The sequence below is a fragment of the Bradyrhizobium sp. NBAIM03 genome (assembly GCF_020194055.1).
Lineage (GTDB): Bacteria > Pseudomonadota > Alphaproteobacteria > Rhizobiales > Xanthobacteraceae > Bradyrhizobium > Bradyrhizobium yuanmingense.
Genome location: NZ_JADYVS010000028.1, coordinates 68,628 through 93,358 on the forward strand (window position 1 = coordinate 68,628; position 24,731 = coordinate 93,358).

Genomic DNA, 24,731 nt, shown 5'->3' on the forward strand with positions numbered 1-24,731 from the left:
GGCTTCCGGCTGCTCCGGACGCCCTGGCTGTTTTTGGGTCGGCCAGCCAGGCTTGGCATCACCGCGCCGGACCAGAAGTTGCGTGTCGTCGATGGCGTCCGCGCCCAATCCAGGTCCTTCTGCCACGACGGCCGTGCTGGCGAGCGTCGCCGCGCTCGGCATCTGGCGGCTGCTCGCGGTTGCAGCGCCGCATCTGGCGGCACTCGCCCTGATGTACGAGACCGAGACCGATTTCGGCTCGCGCCTGTCCTTCGCGCTGGCCTGGGGCATCCTCAACTTCTTCTGGATCACGCTGCTGCGTCGCCCCGCGCTGTCGGGTGCGCTGTCGCTGACCATGGTGGTCGTGCTGGTGCTGCTGTCGCGGCTCAAGCACGACGTCGTGCAGATGACGGTCAACTTCATCGACCTGATGATGATCGACCGCGACTCCGTCGCGTTCCTGTTCACGATCTTCCCGAACTTACGCTGGTCGGTGATCCTGGCCGGTCTGGTCACGCTGCCGCTGATGTATGCGCTGTGGTGGCTCGATCCGTTCCGCATCCGCCGCCTGCCGGCGCTCGCCTGCAAGCTCGCCTGCCTTGCCGCCCTGGTCTGCTATTCGCTCTATCACCCGGACGAGGCCTGGCGCGGCTATTACGACGACGGCTATCTCTCGAAATTCTTCCGCTCGGGCGTCACGGCCGTCTCCGATTTTGCGCAATACGGCTTCATGGAGGCGTCTGCTTCGACCGGCGAGCGGCTCAACATGCCGCTGGTCGATGCCTGCCACCCGGCTGGCCGCCGGCCCAACATCATCATGATCCATGATGAATCGAGCTTCGACATCCGCGCCGCCCAGGGCATCAAGGTGCCGCCGCGCTATGGCGACTATTTCAAATCGTGGGACGGCAAGCAGCGCACGTTCCTCGCCGAGAGCAATGGCGGGCCGAGCTGGTTCACCGAGTATAACGTGCTCGCAGGGCTTTCCTCGCGTTCATTCGGCCGCTTCGCCTATTTCGTCACCCGCATCGCCTCGAACCGGGTCGAGCGCGGCCTGCCGCTGGCGCTGCGCCGCTGCGGCTATGACACGCTGTCGCTCTATCCCGCCCATGGCGGCTTCATGGGCGCGCGCAGCTTCCAGATGACGACGGGAATCGAGCGCTTCCTCGATTCCAAGGATCTGGGCGCCAAGGGTGTCGAGCCCGACAGCTTCTTCTACGACAAGGCGCTTCAGCTGATCGGCCAGCAGCCGCCGAACAAGCCGCTGTTCGCCTTCATCTATCTCGGTGCCAACCACTTCCCCTGGGAGACCCGCTTCCGTCCCGATCTGCTGCCGAATTGGCGCGCGCCGGGCAATGTGCCGTCCATCGATGAATATCTGCGCCGCCAGACCATGAGCGCAGAGCAGTACAAGGCGTTCGTTGCCGGTTTGAAGAGGACCTTTCCCGGCGAGCCATTCCTGATCGTTCGCTACGGCGATCATCAGCCGGAGTTTGCGGCTGCTATCCTGGAGCCCGGGCTCGACGAGGGCGCGATCGGCAAGAAGCTCGACGCCTACGATGCGCGCCTCTACGCGACCTATTACGCCATCGACGCCATCAATTTCGAGCCGGTTGGAAGTCAGGCCGTGATGGACACGATCGATGGTCCCTATCTGCCGCTGGTGGTTCAGGAAGCCGCCGGCATCCCGCTCGACCCGTCCTTTGCCGAGCAGAGGGAGATCATGCTCCGCTGCAAAGGCATCTTTTACGGCTGCAAGGATGGCGCCGAGGCGCGGCGGCTGAACCGGCTGCTGATCGACGCGGGGATGATCCGGGGGCTGTAGCCCTTACCGTCATCCTGAGAATCCGTAGGGTGGCCAAAGCGACTTGTCCGCCGTAGCTCGGAGAGCGAAGGCGGAAGCGTGCCCACCACCTCTCACACTCAGAGACCGTGGGCGCGGCGCTTACGCGCCTTTGCCCACCCTACGAAGTCTCACCTTATCGCCCGCCCACCTTCTCCCACAGCCACCTCGCCACCGCATCGGGCGATGAATTCGCATCATTGCCGCTGGCGCGCAGGTTCGCCTCGCGCATGGTGGCGATGTCGATCTTGCCGAGCAATGGCTTGAGCGCCGCCTGCAGTCGCGCGTCACCGGCGCGGTTCGGCGCAAGCAGCAGGATGGCGTCGTAGGGCGGGATCGCGCGTTTGGGATCGTCGAGCGCTGTGAGCTCGTATTTGGCGATCAAGCCGTCGCTGGTGTAGCCAGCGATGACGTCGACCTCGCCGCTGGCAACGGCCGCATACATGAAGTCCGGCTGCATCTGGCGCTGGGCGCGGAACTGCAGCCCATAGGCCTTTTGCAGGGCAGCCCATTCGGGCCGCGAGAAGAACTCGTAGTCGCCGGCAATCGACAGCGTGGCCGAATGTGCGGCGAGATCGGCGACGGTTCGGATGCCGAGCGCATCGGCACGTCGTCTTGGCATCACCAGCGCATAGGCGTTCTCGAAGCCGAGCTCGCCGAGCAGGGTGATGTCGTCCTTGGCGAGCGCCGTCTTCAATTCCGCCACCAGTTCTGCGCGCGGCTTGATGTCGGTGCGATGCAGCTGGTTGGCCCAGAGCGTGCCGGAATAGTCGACATAGAGATCGATGTCGCCGGCCTTCAGCGCCCCGAAGATCACACTGGAGCCGAGGCCGGAGCGTGCGGCCGCCGAGAGGCCCGCCGCCTCGAGGCGGTCCCTCATCAATGCCGACAGGACATATTGCTCGGCGAAGGTCTTGGCGCCAACCATATAGCCTGACGACGAGCGCCCCATGGTCGGCACCAGCGTTGCTGCAACCAGGGCCGCGATTCCGAGCGCCCCGAGACCGCTGCGCACACGGCTGCGGCGGCGCAGGCCGCTCTCGATCAGCCCAAGCAACTGGTCGACTGCGAGCGCGAGGAGAGCGGAAGCCACGCAGCCGAACAGCACGAAGACCCAGTTCTGGGTCTGGAGGCCGGCAAAGATGTAATTGCCGAGACTGGTCTGCCCGATCGGCGTCGACAGCGTCGCGGTGCCGATCACCCACACCGCCGCGGTGCGGATGCCGGCCATCATCACCGGTAGCGCGAGCGGCAGCTCGACGATCAGCAGCGATTGCCGCGCGGTCATGCCGACGCCCTCGGCAGCCTCGATCAGCGCGGGATCGATGCCGTTGAGGCCGGTGATGCCGTTGCGCAGCACCGGCAGCATCGAATAGAGCGCCAGTGCCAGCATCGCCGGCAGGAAGCCGAACGCGGAGAAAGATACGCCGAACCAGGCCAGCGTGACGGAAGCAGCCAGCAGCAGCAGTGGATAGAACAGCGCGAGCAGCGCCAGCCCGGGTACGGTCTGCACGATGCTGGCCAACGCGAGCAGGATGCCGCGTGGCGCCGGACGGTTGCGCGTCAGGATCGCCAGCGGCAGGCTCACGGCGAGGCCAAGCGCGAGGGCGGCGAGGCTCACCCGCACATGGTTGCCGAGGTAGTCCGGCAGATGCGACAGCGCCTCGCCCCAGCGCGGATCGGTGAAGAGGCTCATGCCGCACCGCCCATCGGCAGCAACGCATTCAGCCGCTCGACCTGGCGCCGCGGGGTACGCAACAGCTCGAGCACGTAATCGTCGCTGCTGCTCGAGAGCTCCGCAGCCGTACCCTGTGCGAGCAATCGTCCCCCGCGCATCACTGCGATGCGGTCGGCGAGCAGGATCGCCTCGGTCATGTCATGGGTGATCATCACGGTGGTCAGGCCGAGCTTGCGGTGCAGCGCGCGATAATCGTCACCGAGCGCATCGCGGGTGAGGGGATCGAGCGCGCCGAACGGCTCGTCCATCAGCACGATGCGGGGCCTTGCCGCGAGCGCCCGCGCCACGCCGACGCGCTGGCGCTCGCCGCCGGAGAGCGCCTCGGGCAGCCGGTCGCGATGCGTTGCGCGGTCGAGCTGCACGAGCTCCAGCAGCTCGTCGACGCGGCCTGCAACGGCCGCAGCCGGCTCGCCGAGCAGCTTCGGCGTGATGCCGATATTGTCGGCGACGCTCAGATGCGGAAACAGCCCGCCGCTCTGGAAGACGTAGCCGACCCGGCGCCGAAGCGCGACCGGATCGACATTCCGCACGTCCTCGCCTTCGACGGTGATGGTGCCGCTATCGGTCTCGATCAGCCGGTTGGCGAGCCGCAGCAGCGTGGTCTTGCCCGAGCCCGAGCCGCCGACGATCGCCACAAACTCGCCCGCCGCGACGTCGAGCGACACGTTATCGACGGCTGCAAGGGAGCCGAAGCGCTTGGTGACGCGCTGGTAGCTGATCGCCAGCTTGGAAGACATCGTGGGAGAGCTCTCTTTTCTCTTACCCTCCCCGAGGGGGAGGGTCGATCGCGCGCAGCGCGAGCGGGGTGGGGTGATCTGTCGACGCGGGCAGTATTCGACGCGGAGAAACCGTCACCCCACCCCGGTTCGCATTCCGCTTCGCTTCATGCGCACCGACCCTCCCCCTCCAGGGGAGGGTGAGAGCACGGCAAGTCCCCATGCGTAGCACGCTTGGCGGCTTGATTGAACTTGGCCGCACGAGCGGCTAAGGCATCGGCCTGAGTTGGAGGAAGCACATGACGACGCCCACGGCAGTGGCGCTGGAAGATGCCAAGGTTGCGTTCCGGCTGGGTGACGGCCGGGTCTATACGGCGGTGGAGAAGGCCCATCTCGCGGTGGCACAGGGCGAGTTTGTCGCCATTGTCGGGCCCACAGGGTGCGGAAAATCGACGCTGCTCAACGTCGCGGCGGGCCTGCTCAAGCCCGCCGCGGGCAGCGTCAGGATTTTCGACCAGCCATTGGCGGGGCTGAATCGGGATGCCGGCTATTTGTTCCAGGCTGATGCGCTGTTCCCCTGGAAGACTGCGCTCGACAATGTCGCGATCGGACTCGAGGTAAAGGGCACGCCGCGCGCTGAAGCCTTGTCGCAGGCGCAGAAATGGCTGACCGCCGTCGGCCTCGGCGCCTTCGCGAACCGCTATCCGCACATGCTTTCGGGCGGCCAGCGCAAGCGCGTGGCGCTGGCGCAGGTGCTGATCCGCGATCCGAAGATCCTGTTGATGGATGAGCCGTTCGGGCCGCTCGATGCGCAGACGCGCCAGGTCATGGGCAATCTGCTGCTCGATCTGTGGAGTGCCGACCGCAAGGCCGTGCTGTTCGTCACCCACGATCTCGAAGAGGCCATCGCGCTCGCCGACCGCGTCGTGATCATGTCGGCGGGGCCATCCTCGCGCATCATCGGCGACTGGCGCGTCGGCCTGGCGCGCCCGCGCGACATTTTCGAGGTGCGCCTCGACAAGGAATTCCATGCTCTCCATCGCGAGATATGGAGCGTGCTGAAGGACGAGGTGATGAAGGGGTACGCACAGTCCACGCAGGCGGCGGAGGTGGTCTGATGTCGCGCACGACGCTGTTTGCGCTGCAGATCCTGGTCGCTGTCGTCGGCTTGGTGCTGTGGCAGGTGCTGTCGACCGTTCCCGTGTTCGGCAAGATCCTGCTGCCGCCGTTCTTCTTTTCCAACCCGTTGGACGTGTTCAGCCAGATCGTGAAATGGTTCGCCTCCGGCGTGATCTGGAAGCACCTCGGCATCACCCTCGCGGAATCGATCCTCGCCTTCGTGATCGGATCGCTTGGCGGCGTCCTGGTCGGCTTCTGGTTCGCGCGCCAGCCGTTGGTCGCCGCGGTGTTCGACCCCTATGTGAAGATGGTCAACGCCCTGCCGCGTGTCGTGCTGGCGCCGATCTTCGCGCTGTGGCTCGGGCTCGGCATCTGGTCCAAGGTCGCGCTCGGCGTCACCCTGGTGTTCTTCATTGTCTTCTTCAACGTCTATCAGGGCGTCAAGGAGGTCAGCCGGACCGTGCTCGACAACGGCCGCATGCTCGGCATGAGCGAGCGGCAGCTGATGCAGCATGTCTATTGGCCGTCGGCGCTGTCGTGGATGTTCTCGTCGCTTCATACCTCCGTCGGCTTCGCCGTGGTCGGCGCGGTGGTCGGCGAATATCTGGGATCGGCGGCCGGGCTCGGCTATCTGATCCAGCAGGCCGAGGGCATCTTCGATGTCGCCGGCGTGTTCGCCGGCATGTTCGTGCTGTCGGCCTTCGTCATCCTGATCGATTTCGGCGTCACCTTGGTGGAGCGGCGCCTCCTGGTGTGGCGGCCGGCCGCGTCGGACGGGCGGGGGTAGGAAGCAGGTCTATTTGATCGCGTCGATGCGATCGCGGACGTGTGTTGGGCACCGCTATTGCGCCGAGGGGCTGATGGCCAGCCCGCTCAGGCGGAGCTTCTCAAGCCAGGCCCGCTGCTCTATGGTGCCGGCGGCCGAACGGAGGAAACCAATGAAGAACACGATTGCCAGGCTCGCCGGCGCACTGCTCGCGCTGACGCTCACCACCTCGCTTGCCGCGGCGCAAAGCAAGGTCACCATCGCGGTCGGCGGCGGCTCCTGCCTGTGCTATCTGCCGACGGTATTGGCCAAGCAGCTCGGCGAATACGAGAAGGCCGGCGTCAGTGTCGAGCTCGTCGACCTCAAGGGCGGCTCGGATGCGCTCAAAGCCGTGCTCGGCGGCAGCGCCGACGTGGTCTCCGGCTATTTCGACCATTGCGTCAATCTCGCCGCCAAGAAGCAGGAGCTGCAATCCTTCGTGGTCTATGACCGCTATCCCGGCCTCGTTCTGGTGGTCGCGCCCTCGCGCACCAACGACATCAAGTCGGTCAAGGATCTCGCCGGCAAGAAGGTCGGCGTCAGTGCGCCCGGCTCCTCCACCGACTTCTTCCTGAAATACATGCTCAAGAAGAACGGGCTCGATCCCACCAGCGCCGCCGTCATCGGGGTGGGCCTCGGCGCCACTGCGGTGGCCGCAATGGAGCAGGGCCAGATCGACGCGGCAGTGATGCTCGATCCGTCCGTGACCGTGCTGCAGGGCAGCCACAAGGATCTGCGTATCCTCTCGGACACCCGTACCCAGAAGGATACGCTGGAGACGTTCGGCGGCGAATATCCGGGCGGCGCGCTGTATTCGACCGTGGCCTGGATCAACGGCCATGAGAAGGAGGCGCAGGCGCTCACCAATGCGATCCTCGCCACGCTCGCCTGGATCCATTCGCATACGCCGGAGGAGATCATGGCGAAGATGCCCGAGCAGACCGTCGGCAAGAACAAGGATCTCTATCTTGCCGCACTGAAGAATACGATCCCGATGTATTCCGAGACCGGCAAGATGGACCCGAAGGGTGCCGACGCCGTGCTTGCAGTGTTCAGCGTCGGCTCGCCCGAGGTGGCGAACGCCAAGATCGACGTCAGCAAGACCTTCACCAACAAATTCGTCGAGCAGGCCAAGAAGACCACCGGGAGCGTCAAATAGCCGACGCGAAGGCGTGGTAACCGACCCGTCATGAAGTCTCCGGTCATTCATCGCGTCGCGACGCTCGATCTTGCCGTGCGGCCGATCGTCTGGCCGTTCGCCGAGGAGCGCCGCGCCGAGATCGCGGCGCATTTCGCCGAGAAGCAGCGCGAGCGGCCGAAGATCTGGAACGGCCGCATCCTGCTCGGGCGCGACGCTGTGTTCAGTGACGGTTACCTGAGGGCGACCTATTTCGAGACCGATTTCGCAAGCTTTCTCGCCTGGCGCGACTGGGGCTTTCCCGACAAGGCCGTGTTCAACGGCTTTGGCATGGGCGCGTTGCGCGCCTCCGACGGCACCTTCATCATGGGCGAGATGGCGCCCCACACCGCCAATGCGGGCCGCATCTATTTCCCCTCGGGAACGCCTGATCTCGACGACGTCAGGGACGGCGCGCTCGACATCCCCGGCAGCGTCGTCCGCGAGCTCGGCGAGGAGACCGGCCTGACCGCGGCCGATTATCGGATCCAGCCCGGCTGGCATTGCGTGGTTACCGGCCCCACGATCGCAATGTTGCAGGTCATCAACCTGGACATGCCGGGCGATGCGGCCCGCGCCAGGATCGAAGCCAACCTTGCGCGCGAGATCGAGCCGGAGCTGTCCGCCATTCATCTCGTGCGCGGGACCAGCGATCTCAGGCCGTCCATGCCGCGATTTGTCACGGCCTTCGTCGAGCAGCAGTTCGCAGCGCGCTGATGCGCGAGGCTTGACATCGCCGCGCGCAGCCCATGTGATGGGCCGAAGAATTGCACCAAGAATGCAATGCACAAATCGTCCAGGGAGGTTTTGATGCGCCTGCGCATGGCTGCCCGCTTGGTACGTGGGCTGTTGGTCGCGATATCAGCGACGGGCTTGGCGGTGTCTGCCGCGGCCCAAGACAAGGCTCAAGAGAAAAAGCTCAAGATCGGCGTCATCTACGATCTGACCGGCCCGCTCGCCGGCGGCGGTTCGGAGCTGCAATATACCGGCGCAAGGATCATGCTGGATCAGTACAGCGCGAAAGACGTCGAAGGCTACAAGATCGAGGCGATCTATGCCGATGCTCAGAGCAAGCCGGATATCGCCATCAATGAAGCGATCCGTTTGATCGAGCAGGAAAAGGTCGACATGCTGCTCGGCTTCTTCTCCTCGGCGCAATGCGTGCCGGTGGCCGCGCGGGTCGAGCAGCTGAAGAAGTTCATGTGGATCACGACCTGCATTTCGTCGGCGGTGCTGGAGAACAAGAACTACAAATACGTGTTTCGACCGCAGGCCTCCGGCGACCAGTTCGGCATGATGACGATGGACTTCATCGCGCAGAACGCGAAGGAAAAGCTGGGCAAGGACCCGAAGGACCTGCGGGTCGCCATCATCCACGAGGACGGCGCCTACGGCGTCGACGTTGCCAAAGGCAACGAGGCCGGTGCCAAGAAGGCCGGTTTCAACATCGTGCTCAGAGAGGGCTATTCGGCGACGGCCCCGGATCTGTCTGCGTTGGTCACCAAGCTGAAGCGGGCCAAGCCGGATGTGGTGTTCCATACCGGCTATAATCCCGACATCACCCTGTTGCTCCGGCAAGCCCGCGAACAAGGGCTGAAGTTCGGCGCACTGGTAGGACACGGCGCCGGCTACGGGGTCTATGAGAAGCTGAAGGAAGGCCTGGGCGCCGACGTAAACTATGTCTTCAACACCGATCCGATCTCGATCTGGCTCGCCAACCAGAAGAGCATGGATCCGAAGCTGCCGCCGATCATCAAGGCGGTCGGCGAGGAGTTCGACAAGCGCAAGCCGGGTGTCGCCATCCGTTCGGCCCATGTCGGCATGGCTGCGTCCAACACCTATTTGTTCCTGAACGACGTGCTGCCGCGAGCGATCAAGAAATATGGCGGCGTAGATCCCGATTCCCTGCGCAAGGCAGCACTGGACACCGACATACCCGAAGGCGGCACCATGCTCGGCTTCGGCGTCAAATTCCACGGCGAGGGCTCGCCAATGGCCGGCCAGAACGAGCGCTCGTTCCCGGTCGTGATCCAATACGTCGACGACAAGTCCTATGTGGTGTGGCCCAAGAGCCAGGCGCAGCGCGAGGCCGTGCTGCCGCTGCCCAAGGGCACCACCTACAGCAACCAATAGCGGGGTTCTGCGGTGTTGGAAGTCAGCGGATTGGTGAAGCGGTTTGGCGGCTTCACCGCCGTGAACAACGTCTCGTTCCGGGTCGATCAGGGCGAGATCCTCGGCCTGATCGGTCCCAACGGCTCGGGCAAGAGCACGATCTTCAACATGCTGTCCGGCACGCTGGCGCCGACCTCCGGATCGATCGTGTTCGCCGGGCACGAGATTGCGGGCCTTGCGCCGCACCGGATCATCAACAGCGGCATCGGGCGAACCTTTCAGATCCCGCGGCCGTTCCGCCGCCTCAGCATTTTCGAGAACGTCGCGCTTGCCGGCTTCTACGGCCAGGGCCGCCACAGCCGCGCCAAGGCGGAGGAGGCGGCCGAGCGGTCGCTGGCGATGGTCGGCCTGCCGACCGATCGCCATGCTAGCGTCGATGGGCTTGGCGCAGCGGGGCTGAAGAAGCTGGAGCTGGCGAAGGCGCTCGCCACCGCGCCAAAGCTATTGCTCGCCGACGAGAGCCTCGGCGGTCTCGACGAGGCCGAGATGGACCAGGCTGCGGACATGCTGCGCAACATCCGCGACGAGCTCGGCATCACCATCATCTGGGTCGAGCACATCATGGGCGTCCTGATGCGCGTGGTCGACCGCGTCATGGTGCTCGATCACGGCGAGAAGATCTCGGAAGGCCTGCCGAGCGCGGTCGCGGGCGATCCGCGCGTCATCGAGGTCTATCTCGGCACCGACGCCGAGACCACGCAGGCCGCGGCCGCCGAAGCGCGCCGCCGCGCAGGGGGCTAGGTGATGCTGGAGCTTCGCGGCCTCAATGCCGGCTATGGCACCTTCCAGGCGCTGTTCGACGTCAACCTCGACGTGAAGGCCGGCGAAGCCGTCGGCGTCATCGGCCCCAACGGCGCCGGCAAGACCACCCTGATGCGCGTCATCTCCGGCCTGATCCGTCCCTCGCGCGGATCGATCAGGATGGAGGGCGTCGACCTCGTCGCGACGCCGTCGCACAAGATCGTCAGCCTCGGCATTGCGCATGTGCCGGAGAACCGGCGGCTGTTTCCGCAGCTCACGGTCGACGACAATCTCAAGATGGGCGCCTTCATGAAGGAGGCGCGGGACCACTACGCCGAGCGGCTGGAGGTGGTGTTCGACCTGTTCCCCCGCCTGAAGGAACGCCGTCACCAGATGGCCGGAACCATGTCCGGCGGCGAGCAGCAGATGTGCGCCATCGGCCGCGCGATGATGTCCAATCCGAAACTGTTGCTGCTCGACGAACCCTCGGCGGGGCTCGCGCCGGTGGTGGTGCAGCAGGTGTTCGAGTTGGTGAAGCGGATCCGTGCCAGCGGGCTGACGGTGCTGATCGTCGAGCAGAACGTGCAGCAGGTGCTGAAGGTGGTCGACCGCGCCTATCTTATCGAGGCGGGCACGATCCGCGCCTCCGGCACCTCGGCCGAGATGCTGGCGAGCGACACGGTCAAGGAAGCTTATCTCGGGGTGTGATGGGCATGCAGGCGTTCCTGGACGTATTCGACATCTACCTGCTGGAGGCCGTCATCAACGGCATCCTGCTCGGCGGCGTGCTGGCGCTGCTTGCGCTGGGGCTCAACCTGATCTTCGGCGTCATCGACGTGACCTGGATCTGCTACGCCGAGCTCGTCATGATCGGCATGTACGGCATGTATTTCATGGTGCAGTATTACGGCGTCAGCTATTTCGTCGCTGCCCCGCTCACTATCCTGCTGGTCGCCGTGCTTGGTGCGGCGCTGCACTACCTCGTCATTGCGCCGCTGCTGACCGCGCCACCGATCAACCAACTGCTCGCGACCGGCGGGGTGCTGTTCGTGCTGCAGAGCTTTGCCACCGTGGCCTTCGGCATCGACTTCCGCAATCTCGGCATCCGCCTGCCGGTGCTCGCCTTCGGCGACATGAATTTCAGCTACGCACGACTGCTTTCGTTCGCCGCCGCGCTGGTCGGCATGGTCGCGGTCTATCTGTTCATGACGCGCACCTTCACCGGCACTGCGATCCGCGCCATCTCACAGGACCGGCAGATCATGGCGCTGATGGGCGTCGACACCAAGCGGATCTACTTGATCACGTCGGCGCTCGGCGGCGCGCTCGCCGGCCTCGCCGCCTGCCTCCTGGTGCTGCAATACGACGTGCATCCCTTCGTCGGTCTGTCCTTCGGGCCGATCACCTTCCTGATCTGCGTGCTCGGCGGCCTCGGCAATTTCATCGGCGGGTTCATCGCCGCCTTCGTGTTCGCCGAGATCATCTCGCTCGGGGGCCTGTTCTCCGACCTCGAATGGGGCTATGTGCTGGCCTTCGCGTTCTTCATCGTCATGATGTTCATCCGGCCCGCGGGCCTGCTTGCGAGGCGCCGATGATGGGGCAGGGGCGGCTTGCTGCATGGGGCGTGGGGCTGGCGGCGCTGGTCGCGCTGCCCTTCGTCTATCGCGATCCCTATCATCTGCACATCCTGGTGCTGATCCTGATCTGGTCGTTCGCCTATACGTCCTGGTCGATGATGGGGAGGTTCGGCCTCGTCTCGCTCGGCCATGGCGGCTTCATGGGGATCGGCGCTTACGTTACGGCGCTGTTGTGGAATCACGCAGGATTGTCGCCCTGGATCGGCATTCCCATCAGCATGGCGGCGGCCGGCGCGCTGGCGATGATCGTCGGCTATCCCTGCTTCCGCTTTCGTATCACAGGGCATTATTTCGTGCTGGTGACGCTGGCGCTGTCAGGCATCGTGCTCCAGGTCATCACCGCGACGCGCGACTATACCGGCGGCTCGCTCGGCTACACCCCGAACCGCGCGTCCGGCAACAGGCTGCTGGCGCTGCAATTCGACGACAAGACCACCTGGTACTTGATCGCGCTTGCGGTCTGGCTGTTCGGCATCGTGGTCTGGCACTGGGTCGACCGCAGCATGGCGCGTTATGCGCTGGAGGCGATCTCCGAGGACGAGGATGCCGCCGCCGCGGCCGGCGTCGACGTCACCGCCGAGAAGCTGAAGATCACGCTGCTCAGCGCGCTGATGACGGCGCTGGCGGGCGCGATCTACTGCCAGTACCAGATGTTCATCACGCCCGACACGGTCAGCGGCATCGCGGTCTCGCTGCAGATGGTGTTCGCCGCGATCGTCGGCGGGCTGTTCGTCTCGCTCGGTCCGACCGTCGGCGCCATCATCACCATCCTGCTGGCGGAAACGCTGCGCATCGGTTTCGGCACCAAGGCGGTCGGCTGGGACAATCTCGTCTACGGCGTGCTGCTCGTGCTTTTCATCATATTCCTTCCCAAGGGCATCCTTGGTAGCTTGCTCGACCGATTGAAGTTGCAACGCAAGGTGCCCCGCGCTCATGAGCAAAAAGCCGTCCAAGTCGCTCGCCCAGGAGCTTGACCGCTACATCACGCCGTTTCGCTACGATGGCTCGGGCAAGTTTCACCTCAAGGACCACAAGACCGACGAGAAGGGCGATCTCGACAAGGAGAAGGCGCAGGCGATCCTCGATGCCAACAAGAAGCGGCTGATCGCGTTTCAGGAGAAGCTCTACGCGCAGGACCGCTGGTCGCTCCTGATCGTATTCCAGGCGATGGACGCCGGCGGCAAGGATTCTGCGATCAAGGCGATCTTCGAGGGCATCAATCCGCAGGGCTGCGAGGTCACGGCCTTCAAGGCGCCGAGCAGCAAGGAGCTCGACCACGACTTCCTCTGGCGTCATGCGGTCGCGCTGCCCGAGCGCGGCCATATCGGCATCTTCAACCGCTCGCATTACGAGGAATGCCTGGTGACGCGCGTGCATCCCGAGATTCTCGCCAAGCAGAAGCTGCCGCCGAAGCTCGTCACCAAGAACATCTGGAAGGAGCGGTTCGAGGACATCTCCGCCTTCGAGCGCTATCTCTGCCGCAACGGCACCGTGGTGCTGAAGTTCTTTCTCAACCTGTCCAAGGAAGAGCAGCGCGAGCGTTTCCTCGCGCGGCTGGACGATCCGGCCAAGCAGTGGAAGTTCTCCATGGACGACATCAGGGAGCGCGCGCTGTGGCCGCGCTACCAGGCGGTCTACCAGGACATCGTCCGGCACACGGCGACGTCCCATGCGCCCTGGTATGTCGTGCCCGCCGACCACAAATGGTTCGCCCGCGTCGTGATCGGCTCGGTGATCAATGCCGAGCTGGAAAAGCTCGACCTGCGCTTCCCCCGCGCCGACAGGGCCTCGCTGGAGGAGTTCAAGCAGGTGCGCAAGGCGCTGGAGAAAGAAGGCACGGGAGGCAAGAGGCAAGCAAAGTGACAGCCGGCGGGACCACGAACTGCAAGAACGTCAACTTCGCGCTCCAGGGCGGCGGTGCGCACGGCGCCTTCGTGTGGGGCGTGCTCGACCAGGTGCTCGAGGACGGCAGGCTCGCGATCGAGGCGATCAGCGCGACCAGTGCCGGCGCGATGAATGCGGTGGCGATGGCCTCCGGCATGGCGCATGGAGGCGCGGAGGCCGCGCGGGAGAGCCTGCACGCGTTCTGGTACGAAGTGTCGCGCATGGACATGGCGTACGATCTGATGTCGCCGCTGAACCAGTGGATCCAGGCCCTGAAGCTGCCGCCGGAATATCATCCGGTCCATGCCTTCATCCATACGCTGACGCATACGCTGCCGCCGAACCTGCTCAATCCCTTTCATTTCAATCCGCTCCGCGCGCTGCTGCAGCGCGTGATCGATTTCGACCGGCTCAATTCCTCGCCGGAGGCGCCGCAGCTGTTTCTGAACGCCACCAACGTCCGCACCGGCAAGATCAAGGTATTCCAGAGCCCGCTGCTGACGGCGGAAACCGTGCTCGCCTCGGCATGCCTGCCGCCCTATTTTCAGGCTGTCGAGATCGATGGCGAGCATTACTGGGACGGCGGCTATCTCGGCAATCCCGCGATCTATCCGTTGATCTACCGCAAGGGCAGCCACGACGTCGTCATCGTGCAGGTGACGGCGATCCGGCGTGACGAGCTGCCGGCCAGTGCCGCCGATGTCCTGCACCGCATCAACGAGATCAGCTTCAATTCGTCCTTGATGCGCGAGATGCGCGCGATCGCCTTCGCCACCCGGCTGATCGACGACGGCGAGCTCGACAGCAACAGGCACAGCCGCATGTACATGCATTGGATCGGCAACGACGCGCTGATGTCGCAGCTCGGCACGGCCACGCAGTTCCACCCCGAATGGAGCCTGTTGTGCCGCCTGCGCGATGAGGGCCGCGCGGCGGCGCGCAACTGGCTGGCGCGAAACTTCGACCAGATCGGAAAGGCCTCGACGGTCGACCTCGCGGAGATGTTTCTCTAGATGGCCGGGTGGCCATCGACCAAAAGTGCGAAAACAACCCCATGCACAGTAGCCGGGCATAGCGGAATCAATGGCTTATCGGCCTTCATCATCCGCGATGCGGATTTTACGAAATTCGTTTGCATCGTCGGGCAAAACAGGGGCATGATGTCACCATACCGGCTGCCTTCGGAAATCCCTCACTTCGCGCGGAAGCGATTTGCACGGCGGAACTCGGATCGTCAAATGTGATCGTCAGATCATTGATCCCGCTTGACAGTTTTGCGACGCAGGAGGAGCATCATAGCGGTCGCAAACAAGCGACGCGCAACGTCCACCTCATGAGCAAGGGGAGGTCTATGACACCACCTCCGCAAATCCAGCCGCGGTAATTGCGATGGAGCTCGTTCGGACTATCGCATAGCGGCGGAAACCGCGAACGGCACGCCGGGACAAGGTTTAGCGGGCTGCATCAGTGAGGCAAAGCCCCTACCTTCCCGGCGCTGTATTTTAGTCGTGTCGGATGGCCGTGAAGGCCGCCGCACCAATTTTTTTGACACCCCGCTCGTCTCAATCCTGCTGGTTGATCCGCAAACGGTCTTTGCGCGCGCTGACGGGACGTCAGCTCCCGATCCTGCGCTGCGGCAAATGCCAAGAGAATGTCGTCCCAAAGGCCAACTTCCGACACAGGCGGGGGGCGAGTAGCGCCGATCCGACATGACGGATGTGCTTCGGCGGGGGCGGTCACGCTACCTGCGAGCACATTCACTTTTCCAGGGAATCTGCGTGTCGCAAAAGCTTGTCCCGGCGCTTCTCGCCGCTCTTTTCCTTGCAATCTCTTCTCTCTCCTGCGCCCGCGCCGATGCGCCGTCCGCGAACGGTGCCGCGGCGCTATCGCCTGACGAGGCGAAGCGTGCGTTGGACACGCTTCAGGACGACAAGAAGCGCGCGCAGATGATCGATACGCTCCGTGCAATCGCCAACGCGTCTGGTCCGCAACAGGCCGCGCCGCAGCCGAATTCGCCGATCCCGCTTTCGGCCGACGGCCTCGGTGCGCAGCTCATGCTGACGGTCTCGGAGGAGATCGGCGAAATCTCGCGTGAGATCGCCGGCATCGCGCGGACGCTCACGCACTTTCCGGCGTTCTACTACTGGATCGTGCGCACCGCGAACGATCCCGCGGCTTACAATCTTCTGATCGAGATCGCCTGGAAGCTGGCGCTGGTGCTCGGCTGCGCCCTCTTGGCCGAATGGGTGATCTTCCGCCTGATCCGCCGGCCGGTCGCGTTCCTGGAGGGACGCGTGCCGCAAACCGCGCGCCTGCCGGCACCCGCGTGCCCGCTTGCCGATCCGCCATCGTCAGTCGCCGACGTTACGCCTGCACCTGAAATGCAGGAGCGACGCCACAGCCTTGCGCGGGTCTGGCAGATCATGCTGCGCCTGCCCTTCGTGCTCGGGCGTTTCGTGCTCGAGCTGCTTCCCGTGCTCGTCTTCGTCGGCGTCGCCACCGCGCTGCTCGGGACGGAGATTCGAGAACCGACAACCGTCCGCCTCGTGATCCTCGCCGTCGTCAACGCCTATGCGTTCTCGCGCGGGCTCATCTGCCTGGTCCGGGCGCTGGCGGGGCCGTTCGGCTTGTTTCCGGTGCGCGCGGAGACCGCCGCCTATGTCGAGATCTGGGCACGCCGCATCGTCGGCGTCGGCGTCTCCGGCATCGCCTTTGCCAATGTGGCGCTGCTGCTCGGCCTGCACCGCGCCGGCTACGCCGCGCTGCTGCGCATGGTGATGCTGGTCGTGCACCTCTTCATCGCCGTCATCGTCCTGCAATGCCGCCGCCAGGTCGCCGATGCCATCCGCGCCCCGGCCGAGCGGCAGGGGATCGCGGCTCGTTTGCGCAACCGCGTCGCCGGCGGCTGGCACTATCTTGCCATCGCGCTCGACCTCGCGCTCTGGGCGGTGTGGGCGCTCAACATCCGCAACGGCTATTCGCTGCTGCTGCAATATTTCGTCGGCACCATCGCAGTGGCGCTGGTCGCACGTGTCGTCATCATGCTGACGCTGAGCCTGATCGATCGCGGTTTCCGCATCAAGCCGGAGATCCTCCAGCGCTTTCCCGGCCTCGAGATCCGTGCCAACCGCTATCTGCCGCTGCTCCGCAGGATCGTATCCGGCGTGATCGCCTTCATCGGTTTCGTGGCGGTGCTCGAGGTCTGGGGCGTGGACGCGATCGTCTGGTTCTATGGCGGCCAGATCGGCAGCCGGCTGATCTCGGCCGTGGTGACCATTGGCCTTGCCGTGCTCATCGCCGCGGCGATCTGGGAAGCCAGCAATGCGCTCCTAGACCGCCAGATCAATACGCTGTCGCGGGACGGGCACTATGCCCGCGCCGCGCGGTTGCGCACCTTCCAGCCGATGCTGCGCACAGCGCTGCTCTGCCTGATCGCGACAATCGTCGGCCTCACCGCGCTCAGCGAGATCGGCGTCAACGTCGCGCCGCTGCTGGCGGGCGCCGGCATCGTCGGCATTGCGATCGGCTTCGGCTCGCAGAAGCTGGTGCAGGATCTCATCACCGGCCTGTTCCTGCTGCTGGAGAATACGGTGCAGGTCGGCGACAGCGTCAGCGTGTCGGGGTTGTCGGGCGTCGTCGAGAACGTCTCGATCCGCACCATCCGTCTGCGCGCGGGCGACGGCGCCGTGCACATCGTGCCGTTCAGCGCAGTCACGACCATCACCAATGCCAGCCGCGGCGCCGGCAACGCTTCGGTCAGCGTCAACGTCGCCTACAAGGAAGACACCGACCGCGCCGGCCAGATCCTCAAGGATATCGTCGATGAGATGCGCCGTGAAGCGGACTTCCGCGCGCTCATCCGCGGCGACCTCGAGCTGTGGGGCGTCGACAAGGTCGATGGCGCGATGGTGTCGATCGTCGGGCAGATCCGCTGCACCGAGGCCGGCCGCTGGCCGGTCCAGCGCGAATTCAACCGCCGCATGAAGCTGCGCTTCCAGCAGAACGGGATCGAGGTCGCATCGCCGGTGCAGACCATCCTGATGCACATCGCGCCGCCGGCGGACAGCGCTGCCAATCTGACGCCCCGGCGGGCGGCGGGATAAGCAGTCCCAAATTCCGGCCTGCCTTTATTTGCGGGTCCGCCAACGCGCGCCCCGGTTGGCGCGTTAAACCTTTTCGCGCGCAAGTGCCAGGCGTTTGCAAAATCTGCTGCGGTGCGAGATCACGATCGCGGCCGGAGTCTCCTTGATCTCGACTGAACGCTGGCCGACAATGGCTGTGGTTCAATAAGAAACTCCTTGGGGGAATCGTGAATAGACCTGCTCGGGTCAGCGCCCATTCGACATCATCCGACACCGCGCACGGCATGACGCTGCTGCGCGACCCCCTGCTCAACAAGGGCACGGCCTTCACGGAAGCAGAGCGCGCCGCACTCGGCTTGCGCGGCCTGTTGCCGCCCTGCGTGCTGACGATGGAGACCCAGGCTCAGCGCGTGCTCACCAATCTGCGCACGCTGCCGACGGACCTGGAAAAATATGTTGCCCTGAACGCGCTGCATGACCGCAACGAGGCGCTGTTCTTCCGCGTCGTCGTCGACAATATCGACGAGATCCAGCCGATCATCTACACCCCGACGGTCGGGCTTGCCTGCCAGAAATACGGCCTGATCTTCCAGCGGCCGCGTGGCATGTTCATCTCCTCGCGCGACCGCGGCCAGATCGCGGAGATCCTGAAGAACTGGCCCTACCAGGCCAGGCTGATCGTCGTCACCGACGGCGAGCGCATTTTGGGACTTGGCGATCTCGGTGCCAACGGGATGGGCATCCCGGTCGGCAAGCTATCGCTCTATTCGGCCTGCGCCGGCGTGCATCCGGAAGCGTGCTTGCCGATCGTGCTCGATGTCGGCACCAACAACGAAGAGCTGTTGAACGATCCCTATTATCTCGGCCTGCGCGAGCGGCGGTTGACGGGCGAGGCCTATGACAGCTTCGTCGACGAGTTCATGCAAGCCGCGCGCAAGACGTTCCCGGGCGTGCTGATCCAGTTCGAGGACTTCGCCAATCATTCGGCGTTCAAGCTGCTGCACAAATATCGCGACGAGGCTTGCGTCTTCAACGACGACATCCAGGGCACCGCGGCGGTGGCGCTCGCCGGCCTGTTCTCGGCTCTGCGCATCTCCGGCGGCAAGCTGAAGGATCAGAAGATCCTGTTCCTCGGCGCGGGCGAGGCGGCGACCGGCATCGCCGACCTCGTGGTCTCCGCCATGATGGCGGAAGGCGCGTCCGAGGCGGACGCGCTTCGCCGCAACTGGCTGGTGGATTCCCGCGGTCTCGTCGTCAGCGGCCGTGAAGGCCTTTCTGGCCATAAGCTCCGCTATGCCCATGCCAGTCAGGCGCCGATCGCCGACTTCCTCACCGCCATCAAGACGCTGAAGCCGACGGCGATCATCGGCGTCGCCGCGGTCGGCGGCGCCTTCACGCCCGACGTGCTCAAGGCGATGGCCGAGCTCAACGAGCAGCCGATCGTGTTCGCGCTCTCCAACCCCACCTCGAAAGCCGAGTGCTCGGCGGAGGATGCCTATCGCTACACGGAGGGACGCGCGCTGTTCGCCTGCGGCAGTCCGTATGATCCGGTCAAGCTCAACGGCCGCAGCTTCGTGCCGCGCCAGGGCAACAATTCCTACATCTTCCCGGGCGTCGGCCTCGGCGTCATCGCCAGCCGCTCGCGCCTCGTGACCGACGAGATGTTCATGGCGGCGGCCCACGCGCTCGCCGATTGCGTCGGCAAGGAGGACCTCGCTCAGGGCAGCCTCTATCCGGCACTGCCGCGCATCCGCGAGGTCTCCGTGCGCATCGCGGCGGCGGTTGCGGATGTGGCCTATCAACGCGCGCTCGCCGACGGACCCGCGCCCAACGACGTGAAGGCTCTGGTCCAGTCGCAGATGTACGAGCCGAAGTACTAGGGATGGGGCCGCGCCGAAACGCGCGGCTCGCGGGCCGTATCGGGCTGCATCCTTCACCGATCTGTCCCGATTCTGAACAGGTCACTGTGGTGGAATCGCCACAGCTGGCGCGAAACGAAGGCGGCCCCAGAGCCGCTTTTGTTCCGACAAGGTTCTGCCCTCATTGCCCACCGAAACTTGGGGTTGTTCGGAGGGCGCATCATGTCTCGCATTGCAAGTGCCGAAACTGCCCGGATGTCGCTGGCGAGCTCGAGCCGGTTATTGCTCGCGGTCTTGGGCGCCGCATCGCTCGCTGCCTGCTCGCAATCGCCGGTCGGCCGTCAGAAAGCCGATCTCGCCGGAACGACCCGGCAAGCCGCGGTCGAGCGCCCGCACCGGGTGGCGGCGCTGCATCCACGCCCGATCAGCCGGGCGCGCGTCCCCGCCCGCGACGCAAAGCAAACCGCTTCGCACGGCATCGCCAGCTTCTATTCGGATACGCAGACCGCGAGCGGCGAGAAGTTCGACAGGAACGAATTGACCGCGGCGCATCCCACCCTGCCGTTCGGCACCAAGCTGCGCGTTACCGAGACCTCCTCCGGCCGTTTCGTTACGGTCAGGGTCAACGATCGCGGGCCCTTCGTGCGCGGACGCGTGGTCGACATCTCGCCGTCGGCCGCCGAGGCGCTCGGCATGGTCGACAAGGGCATTACCAATGTCAGGCTTGAAGTCGTGCAATAGGGCGCCACGCGTCGCGACCGTGCGGGCGCGCTTAACCGGCTGTTAGCGGCTTCTCAAGCACCATGGCTGTCCGCACAATTCGGGGCTTTGGGGGAGGCGACGCTTGAACACGATCCAGCATCTCGAAGATCAGGCTGCGCGTGCCGAGCGGCTCGCCAAACGGATCACGGATACGCTGACGATCGAAAAGCTGCTGACCTTCGCGGGCGAACGCCGCCGCGAGATCGAGGTCATCGCCGGCAAACGCCGCCGCAACTAAAGCACGATGCGATCAGGTTCGATTGCTACAAGGGAGGTGCACTCCCTCTCCCGCAAGCGCAGGGCTATCGGATATGACTTGTGGCGGCGGCCTGCGCGCACGCCTCGTCCTTCGAGACGGCGCTGACGCGCCTCCTCAGGATGAGGCTAATCAGCATCAGTGCTCGTTGGAACTGCTGCCGCGCACTCCGCCCTCATCCTGAGGAGCCCGCCCAAAGCGGGCGTCTCGAAGGATGGCCGCAGAGAAAAACTCCCAAATGCGATAGTCATTCCCGCAAGCAGGGAGGGAGCGCACCTCCGTCCTTTTCGGCAAGTGAGCTTCATTTCATCGCGCTTTGGGAATGGCTTTCGATGAAGTCGCTGAGATAATCGGGGAGCTCTATTCCATAGATGTCGCAGCGTGCGCGGATCTCGCCGGCGACGTCGCACGAGATATCCTTCATCCAGTGCTCGAGCGTGTTGAACGAGATCACCTTGATCGGGTCATTGAAGCAGCCGGCGACGAGCTCGCCGATCGTGGTGTCGAGATCGCTGCGCTCGATGCGGATTTCGGTCGCCTCGTCACGGCGATCAACCACCACGAACAGGGTCTGGTCCGCTCCGTAAGGCACGATCGGTGATGATACGCCGGCGTCAAACATCTCGAGGCGCTCACGTCATTGCTTTGATCCCTGACAACGGGAAGAACCGGAAGAAGGTTCCTGCTCGCACGCTTGTGAAGGGCGTCAGAGAAATTCTCTCAAGCGCGACAGCTCGAGGACGTGTTCGGGGGAGAGGATCTCGGTGACGAGCGGCGGCTGCGCTACGGTGCGGATCTCGTAGAGGTGCCGGGTCGTCGCCGGTTTCTGCATGAAAGCCGAGATGCAATCGTCGAGCGTGCCTTCGATGAGCTGGTAGGGCTCCCGGTCAGGCTGGCGCTGATTGGCAAGTGATGGCCATTTATGCAGCACCGCAAGCGCGCCGAAATTGACCTTTGAATCCCCGACCACGTCCCCCATCGCCCTGCCTCACGCAAAACACGACCCCAGCACACGTGCTCGCGTGCCGGGGCCCATACATCTGTCGCTGCATCTCAATGCCACAGGTCAGCCAACGCGGCAGCCGGGAAAAGGTTCCCGGCCGCCTCGTGGCTGAGTCAGCTCGCCGCCGCCGCGATCTCGTGCCGCGGGCTGGGGTGACCATCTCCTTGACCGTCACTGCTGCCGACCTTGGGCGGCAGTCCGGCGAAGCGCCGCAAGGCCTCCGCCATCTGCACCCGTCCCGACACGCCTGTGATCACCACGTCCACCATCGCAAAGGACGAGTGGAAGTGGCCGCGCGCCTTCAATTGCTCGACCGGCACGCCCGCTGCGGCCATTGCCTCGGCATAGGCGATGCCCTCGTCGCGCAGCGGATCGAACTCGCAGGTGACCACGAGGGCCGGCGGCAGGCCGGCAACCTTGCCGCGCAGCGGGGCGACCCGCGGGTCGGTGCGGTCCGCCGGCGAGCAATAGAGGTCCCAGAACCAGTACATCAGAGAGCGCGTCAGGAAGTAGGCGGTCCCGTTTTCGTTGTAGGAGGGCCGATCGAAGCTGCAGTCGGTGACCGGGCAGACCAGAAGCTGGCCGGCGATCGAGGGCCCGCCGCGGTCGCGCGCGAGCTGGCAGGTGACGGCCGCAATGTTGCCGCCGGCGCTCCAGCCGGCGACCAGCACCGGGCCCGGCCTGCCGCCGAGCTCGGCGGCGTGCTCGGCGATCCAGCGCGTGGCCGCATAGCCGTCTTCGGCGGCGGTCGGGAAGCGATGCTCCGGTGCGTGACGATAGCCGACGCTGACGAACATCATGCCGGTCCGCCGCACCATGTCGCGGCAGAACGGCTCGTCCGATTGCTCGTCGCCGAGCACCCAGCCGCCGCCATGGAAATAGACCACGACCGGGTGCGGTCCCGGCGTCGCCGGCTTGTAGACGCGGTAGGGCAGCGCGCCGTCGGCGACGGGCAGGGTGCCGTCGACGATCTCGCCGATCGGCCGACCCGCGGGGCGGCCCTTGTTGAACTCGTTGACGAAGGCGCGGGCGCCGAGCGCGCCCATCGACTCGATCGGCGGCAGGTTGAGCGAGGCGAGCAGGTTCAGCACCAGCCGCACGTCCGGCTGCAGGCGCACCACCTCGCCGTCGTTGCATTGGACGGCGCCATCGGGGCCGGTGAGCTTGAAGCCGAGCATGCCGCGGCTGACCACCTCGTCGCAGATGCTGCGATAAGGGCCGACGCCGCCGGTATAGGGCATCAGCCCCTGCACCTTGCCGGGCACGTTGGCGCCGGTGTACCAGGTGTTGGCGAGCCGGTGCAGCGTCAGCATCGAGCAGTCGGCCATGTGCCTGTTCCAGCCGGCCTGCGCCGTCTCGGTCGGCTCGATCGTGGTGAAGCCGGCATCGCGCAGCGACGCAAGGCGATCGACCACCCAGTCGACATGCTGCTCGATCGACACCGCCATGTTCGACAGCACCGACGGGCTTCCGGGTCCGGTGATCATGAAGAAGTTCGGGAAGCCCTCGACCGTGAGGCCGAGATAGGTCTGCGGCCCCTGCGCCCAGACATCGGACAGCGACTTGCCACCGCGCCCGGTGATCGGATGCACGGCACGGATCGCGCCGGTCATGGCGTCGAAGCCGGTTGCGAAGACGATGACGTCGACGTCGAAGCTGCGGCCGTTCGTGGAAATGCCGCTCGCGGTGATCGCCTTGATCGGCTCCTTGCGCAGATTGACCAGCGTGACGTTCGGCCGGTTGTAGGTTGCGTAATAATTGGTCTCGAGGCAGGGGCGCTTTGCGCCGAACGGATGGTCGTCCGGCATCAGCGCCGCGGCGGTCTCAGGATCGTTGACGGCGGCGCGGATCTTCTCGCGGATCAGATCCTGGACGATCTTGTTGCCGTCGACGTCGACGGCCTGGTCGGCCCAGAGCTGCGTCAGGATGTGGACGAGGTCGCCGGCGGCCCAGGCGCGCTCGAACCGCTCGCGGCGCTCGGCATCGCTGAGCTGCCAGCTCACGACCGTCTGCTGCGGATAGGGCACGCCGGCCATCGACTGCCGCGCCTGCTCGCGATAGGCCGCGCGGTCGCTCTGCAACAGGCTCATGCGGTCCGCGGGCGCAGGGCCGTTGTGCGCCGGCAACGCGAAATTCGGTGTGCGCTGGAACACCGTCAGATGCGCAGCCTGCTCGGCGATCACAGGGATCGACTGGATCGCCGAGGAGCCCGTGCCGATCACGGCGACGCGTTTTCCGGTGAGATCGACGCCGTCATGCGGCCAGCGCCCGGTGAAATAGACCTCGCCCTTGAAGTCCTTGACGCCGTCGATCTCCGGCGGCTTTGGCGCGGAGAGGCAACCGGTCGCCATGATGTAATGGCGGCAGGAGACGGGTGGCCCATTGTCCGTGGTGATGAGCCAGCGCCCGGACGCTTCGTCCCATCTGGCTTCGGTGACCTTGGTCTTGAAACGGATATCGCGGCGCAGATCGTAGCGATCGGCGACGAAGCCGAGGTAACGCAGGATCTCGGGCTGGGTCGCGTATTTCTCCGACCAGGTCCAGGCGGTCTCGAGCTCCGGATCGAACGTGTAGCTGTAGTCGATGGTCTGGATGTCGCAGCGCGCGCCAGGATAGCGGTTCCAATACCAGGTGCCGCCGACATCGCCGGCCTCGTCGAGCCCGACTGCCGAGAACCCCGTCTTGCGCAGGCGATGGAGAAGGTAGAGGCCGGCAAATCCGGCGCCGACCACGGCAACATCGACCTGCTGAGCGGTTCCGCGCCCATCGGAGGCACGTGTGGCAACCATTGCGTCAGGCATGGTATTCCTCCCGGATGTCTTGTTTTGGCGGCAGGCTATCGCCGCAGGCTCAGCTTGTCATTAGAGCAAGTGCAATCTTAGGGTGGTCGTTTGCGGCGGCTTCGTGACCGCGCGAATCTTGCGGCACCACACGCACCGCGATGCACAATGGCCGTGA

Annotated in this window: 21 protein-coding genes; 16 read left to right on the forward strand and 5 right to left on the reverse strand. The window is 65.0% G+C overall.

The genetic code is table 11. From position 1 onward, the window contains the following. Positions 1-91 precede the first annotated feature (91 nt). Positions 92-1,804, forward strand: a complete 1,713-nt coding sequence (locus tag I6F21_RS30850; RefSeq protein WP_225141607.1) for a sulfatase-like hydrolase/transferase — start codon at positions 92-94, stop codon at positions 1,802-1,804. Positions 1,805-1,958: 154 nt separating this feature from the next. On the opposite strand, the gene I6F21_RS30855 is transcribed toward I6F21_RS30850, so the two are convergent. Next, a complete protein-coding gene (locus I6F21_RS30855; RefSeq protein ID WP_225141608.1) occupies positions 1,959-3,518 on the reverse strand; it encodes an ABC transporter permease/substrate-binding protein in 1,560 nt (519 codons plus the stop codon). Beyond that, a complete protein-coding gene (locus I6F21_RS30860) occupies positions 3,515-4,297 on the reverse strand; it encodes an ATP-binding cassette domain-containing protein (RefSeq protein WP_225141609.1) in 783 nt (260 codons plus the stop codon). Before I6F21_RS30860 ends, I6F21_RS30855 begins: the two co-directional genes overlap by 4 nt. Before the next feature lie 278 nt (positions 4,298-4,575). On the opposite strand from I6F21_RS30860, the gene I6F21_RS30865 reads away from it, so the two are divergent. From I6F21_RS30865 to I6F21_RS30935, 15 genes are all read left to right on the forward strand, one after another. Next, positions 4,576-5,394: an ABC transporter ATP-binding protein gene (locus I6F21_RS30865; protein ID WP_225132242.1), complete on the forward strand. Its 819-nt coding sequence runs from the start codon at positions 4,576-4,578 to the stop codon at positions 5,392-5,394. Next, positions 5,394-6,182 (forward strand): ABC transporter permease, encoded by a 789-nt coding sequence (locus tag I6F21_RS30870; RefSeq protein ID WP_036006641.1) that lies wholly within the window; start codon positions 5,394-5,396, stop codon positions 6,180-6,182. Before I6F21_RS30865 ends, I6F21_RS30870 begins: the two co-directional genes overlap by 1 nt. Before the next feature lie 151 nt (positions 6,183-6,333). After that, the gene (locus I6F21_RS30875; RefSeq protein WP_225141610.1) at positions 6,334-7,359 is read left to right on the forward strand and encodes an ABC transporter substrate-binding protein; all 1,026 of its coding nucleotides are present in this window, start codon (positions 6,334-6,336) and stop codon (positions 7,357-7,359) included. A gap of 30 nt (positions 7,360-7,389) precedes the next feature. Beyond that, positions 7,390-8,094: a hypothetical protein gene (locus I6F21_RS30880; protein WP_036006647.1), complete on the forward strand. Its 705-nt coding sequence runs from the start codon at positions 7,390-7,392 to the stop codon at positions 8,092-8,094. A gap of 93 nt (positions 8,095-8,187) precedes the next feature. Further along, positions 8,188-9,510, forward strand: coding sequence for an ABC transporter substrate-binding protein (locus I6F21_RS30885; protein WP_036006653.1), 1,323 nt, complete (start codon positions 8,188-8,190; stop codon positions 9,508-9,510). A 12-nt stretch (positions 9,511-9,522) separates the two neighbouring features. Beyond that, positions 9,523-10,290, forward strand: a complete 768-nt coding sequence (locus tag I6F21_RS30890; protein ID WP_225141612.1) for an ABC transporter ATP-binding protein — start codon at positions 9,523-9,525, stop codon at positions 10,288-10,290. 3 nt (positions 10,291-10,293) lie between these two features. Beyond that, the gene (locus tag I6F21_RS30895; RefSeq protein WP_036025019.1) at positions 10,294-10,998 is read left to right on the forward strand and encodes an ABC transporter ATP-binding protein; all 705 of its coding nucleotides are present in this window, start codon (positions 10,294-10,296) and stop codon (positions 10,996-10,998) included. Positions 10,999-11,003: 5 nt separating this feature from the next. Continuing rightward, positions 11,004-11,885 carry a branched-chain amino acid ABC transporter permease gene (locus tag I6F21_RS30900; RefSeq protein ID WP_109145936.1) on the forward strand — a complete coding sequence of 294 codons (882 nt, stop codon included), beginning with the start codon at positions 11,004-11,006 and terminating at the stop codon, positions 11,883-11,885. Beyond that, positions 11,882-12,901, forward strand: a complete 1,020-nt coding sequence (locus tag I6F21_RS30905; RefSeq protein ID WP_036025024.1) for a branched-chain amino acid ABC transporter permease — start codon at positions 11,882-11,884, stop codon at positions 12,899-12,901. Before I6F21_RS30900 ends, I6F21_RS30905 begins: the two co-directional genes overlap by 4 nt. Then, positions 12,861-13,790 (forward strand): polyphosphate kinase 2 family protein, encoded by a 930-nt coding sequence (locus I6F21_RS30910; RefSeq protein ID WP_225183976.1) that lies wholly within the window; start codon positions 12,861-12,863, stop codon positions 13,788-13,790. The genes I6F21_RS30905 and I6F21_RS30910 overlap by 41 nt, the downstream gene beginning before the upstream one ends. Beyond that, the gene (locus I6F21_RS30915) at positions 13,787-14,824 is read left to right on the forward strand and encodes a patatin-like phospholipase family protein (protein WP_225183977.1); all 1,038 of its coding nucleotides are present in this window, start codon (positions 13,787-13,789) and stop codon (positions 14,822-14,824) included. Before I6F21_RS30910 ends, I6F21_RS30915 begins: the two co-directional genes overlap by 4 nt. 765 nt (positions 14,825-15,589) lie before the next feature. Next, complete coding sequence (locus I6F21_RS30920) at positions 15,590-17,914, forward strand: mechanosensitive ion channel domain-containing protein (RefSeq protein WP_225183978.1); 2,325 nt, start codon at positions 15,590-15,592, stop codon at positions 17,912-17,914. 206 nt (positions 17,915-18,120) lie between these two features. Then, positions 18,121-19,773: an NAD-dependent malic enzyme gene (locus tag I6F21_RS30925; RefSeq protein ID WP_081493707.1), complete on the forward strand. Its 1,653-nt coding sequence runs from the start codon at positions 18,121-18,123 to the stop codon at positions 19,771-19,773. Positions 19,774-19,974: 201 nt separating this feature from the next. Continuing rightward, a complete protein-coding gene (locus I6F21_RS30930; RefSeq protein ID WP_036025042.1) occupies positions 19,975-20,493 on the forward strand; it encodes a septal ring lytic transglycosylase RlpA family protein in 519 nt (172 codons plus the stop codon). A gap of 103 nt (positions 20,494-20,596) precedes the next feature. Beyond that, complete coding sequence (locus I6F21_RS30935) at positions 20,597-20,752, forward strand: hypothetical protein (RefSeq protein ID WP_167361678.1); 156 nt, start codon at positions 20,597-20,599, stop codon at positions 20,750-20,752. 319 nt (positions 20,753-21,071) lie between these two features. Here the strand turns inward: I6F21_RS30935 and I6F21_RS30940 are convergent, their stop codons facing one another. The 3 genes from I6F21_RS30940 to I6F21_RS30950 form a co-directional block, all read right to left on the reverse strand. Continuing rightward, positions 21,072-21,392 carry a hypothetical protein gene (locus I6F21_RS30940; RefSeq protein WP_036006679.1) on the reverse strand — a complete coding sequence of 107 codons (321 nt, stop codon included), beginning with the start codon at positions 21,390-21,392 and terminating at the stop codon, positions 21,072-21,074. An 84-nt stretch (positions 21,393-21,476) separates the two neighbouring features. Beyond that, positions 21,477-21,749: a hypothetical protein gene (locus tag I6F21_RS30945; RefSeq protein WP_036006682.1), complete on the reverse strand. Its 273-nt coding sequence runs from the start codon at positions 21,747-21,749 to the stop codon at positions 21,477-21,479. Between the two features lie 137 nt (positions 21,750-21,886). Further along, entirely contained in the window at positions 21,887-24,574 is a 2,688-nt protein-coding gene (locus I6F21_RS30950; protein ID WP_225183979.1) for an alpha/beta hydrolase fold domain-containing protein, read from the reverse strand. Between the last annotated feature and the right edge of the window lie 157 nt (positions 24,575-24,731).

Coding starts and splice junctions, on each gene's coding strand:
- I6F21_RS30875 (WP_225141610.1), top strand. CDS start 6,334: ATGAAGAACACGATTGCCAGGCTCGCCGGCGCACTGCTCGCGCTGACG.
- I6F21_RS30945 (WP_036006682.1), bottom strand. CDS start 21,749: ATGGGGGACGTGGTCGGGGATTCAAAGGTCAATTTCGGCGCGCTTGCG.
- I6F21_RS30865 (WP_225132242.1), top strand. CDS start 4,576: ATGACGACGCCCACGGCAGTGGCGCTGGAAGATGCCAAGGTTGCGTTC.
- I6F21_RS30950 (WP_225183979.1), bottom strand. CDS start 24,574: ATGCCTGACGCAATGGTTGCCACACGTGCCTCCGATGGGCGCGGAACC.
- I6F21_RS30855 (WP_225141608.1), bottom strand. CDS start 3,518: ATGAGCCTCTTCACCGATCCGCGCTGGGGCGAGGCGCTGTCGCATCTG.
- I6F21_RS30910 (WP_225183976.1), top strand. CDS start 12,861: ATGAGCAAAAAGCCGTCCAAGTCGCTCGCCCAGGAGCTTGACCGCTAC.
- I6F21_RS30860 (WP_225141609.1), bottom strand. CDS start 4,297: ATGTCTTCCAAGCTGGCGATCAGCTACCAGCGCGTCACCAAGCGCTTC.
- I6F21_RS30900 (WP_109145936.1), top strand. CDS start 11,004: ATGCAGGCGTTCCTGGACGTATTCGACATCTACCTGCTGGAGGCCGTC.
- I6F21_RS30930 (WP_036025042.1), top strand. CDS start 19,975: ATGTCTCGCATTGCAAGTGCCGAAACTGCCCGGATGTCGCTGGCGAGC.
- I6F21_RS30905 (WP_036025024.1), top strand. CDS start 11,882: ATGATGGGGCAGGGGCGGCTTGCTGCATGGGGCGTGGGGCTGGCGGCG.
- I6F21_RS30940 (WP_036006679.1), bottom strand. CDS start 21,392: ATGTTTGACGCCGGCGTATCATCACCGATCGTGCCTTACGGAGCGGAC.
- I6F21_RS30850 (WP_225141607.1), top strand. CDS start 92: ATGGCGTCCGCGCCCAATCCAGGTCCTTCTGCCACGACGGCCGTGCTG.
- I6F21_RS30880 (WP_036006647.1), top strand. CDS start 7,390: ATGAAGTCTCCGGTCATTCATCGCGTCGCGACGCTCGATCTTGCCGTG.
- I6F21_RS30895 (WP_036025019.1), top strand. CDS start 10,294: ATGCTGGAGCTTCGCGGCCTCAATGCCGGCTATGGCACCTTCCAGGCG.
- I6F21_RS30885 (WP_036006653.1), top strand. CDS start 8,188: ATGCGCCTGCGCATGGCTGCCCGCTTGGTACGTGGGCTGTTGGTCGCG.
- I6F21_RS30870 (WP_036006641.1), top strand. CDS start 5,394: ATGTCGCGCACGACGCTGTTTGCGCTGCAGATCCTGGTCGCTGTCGTC.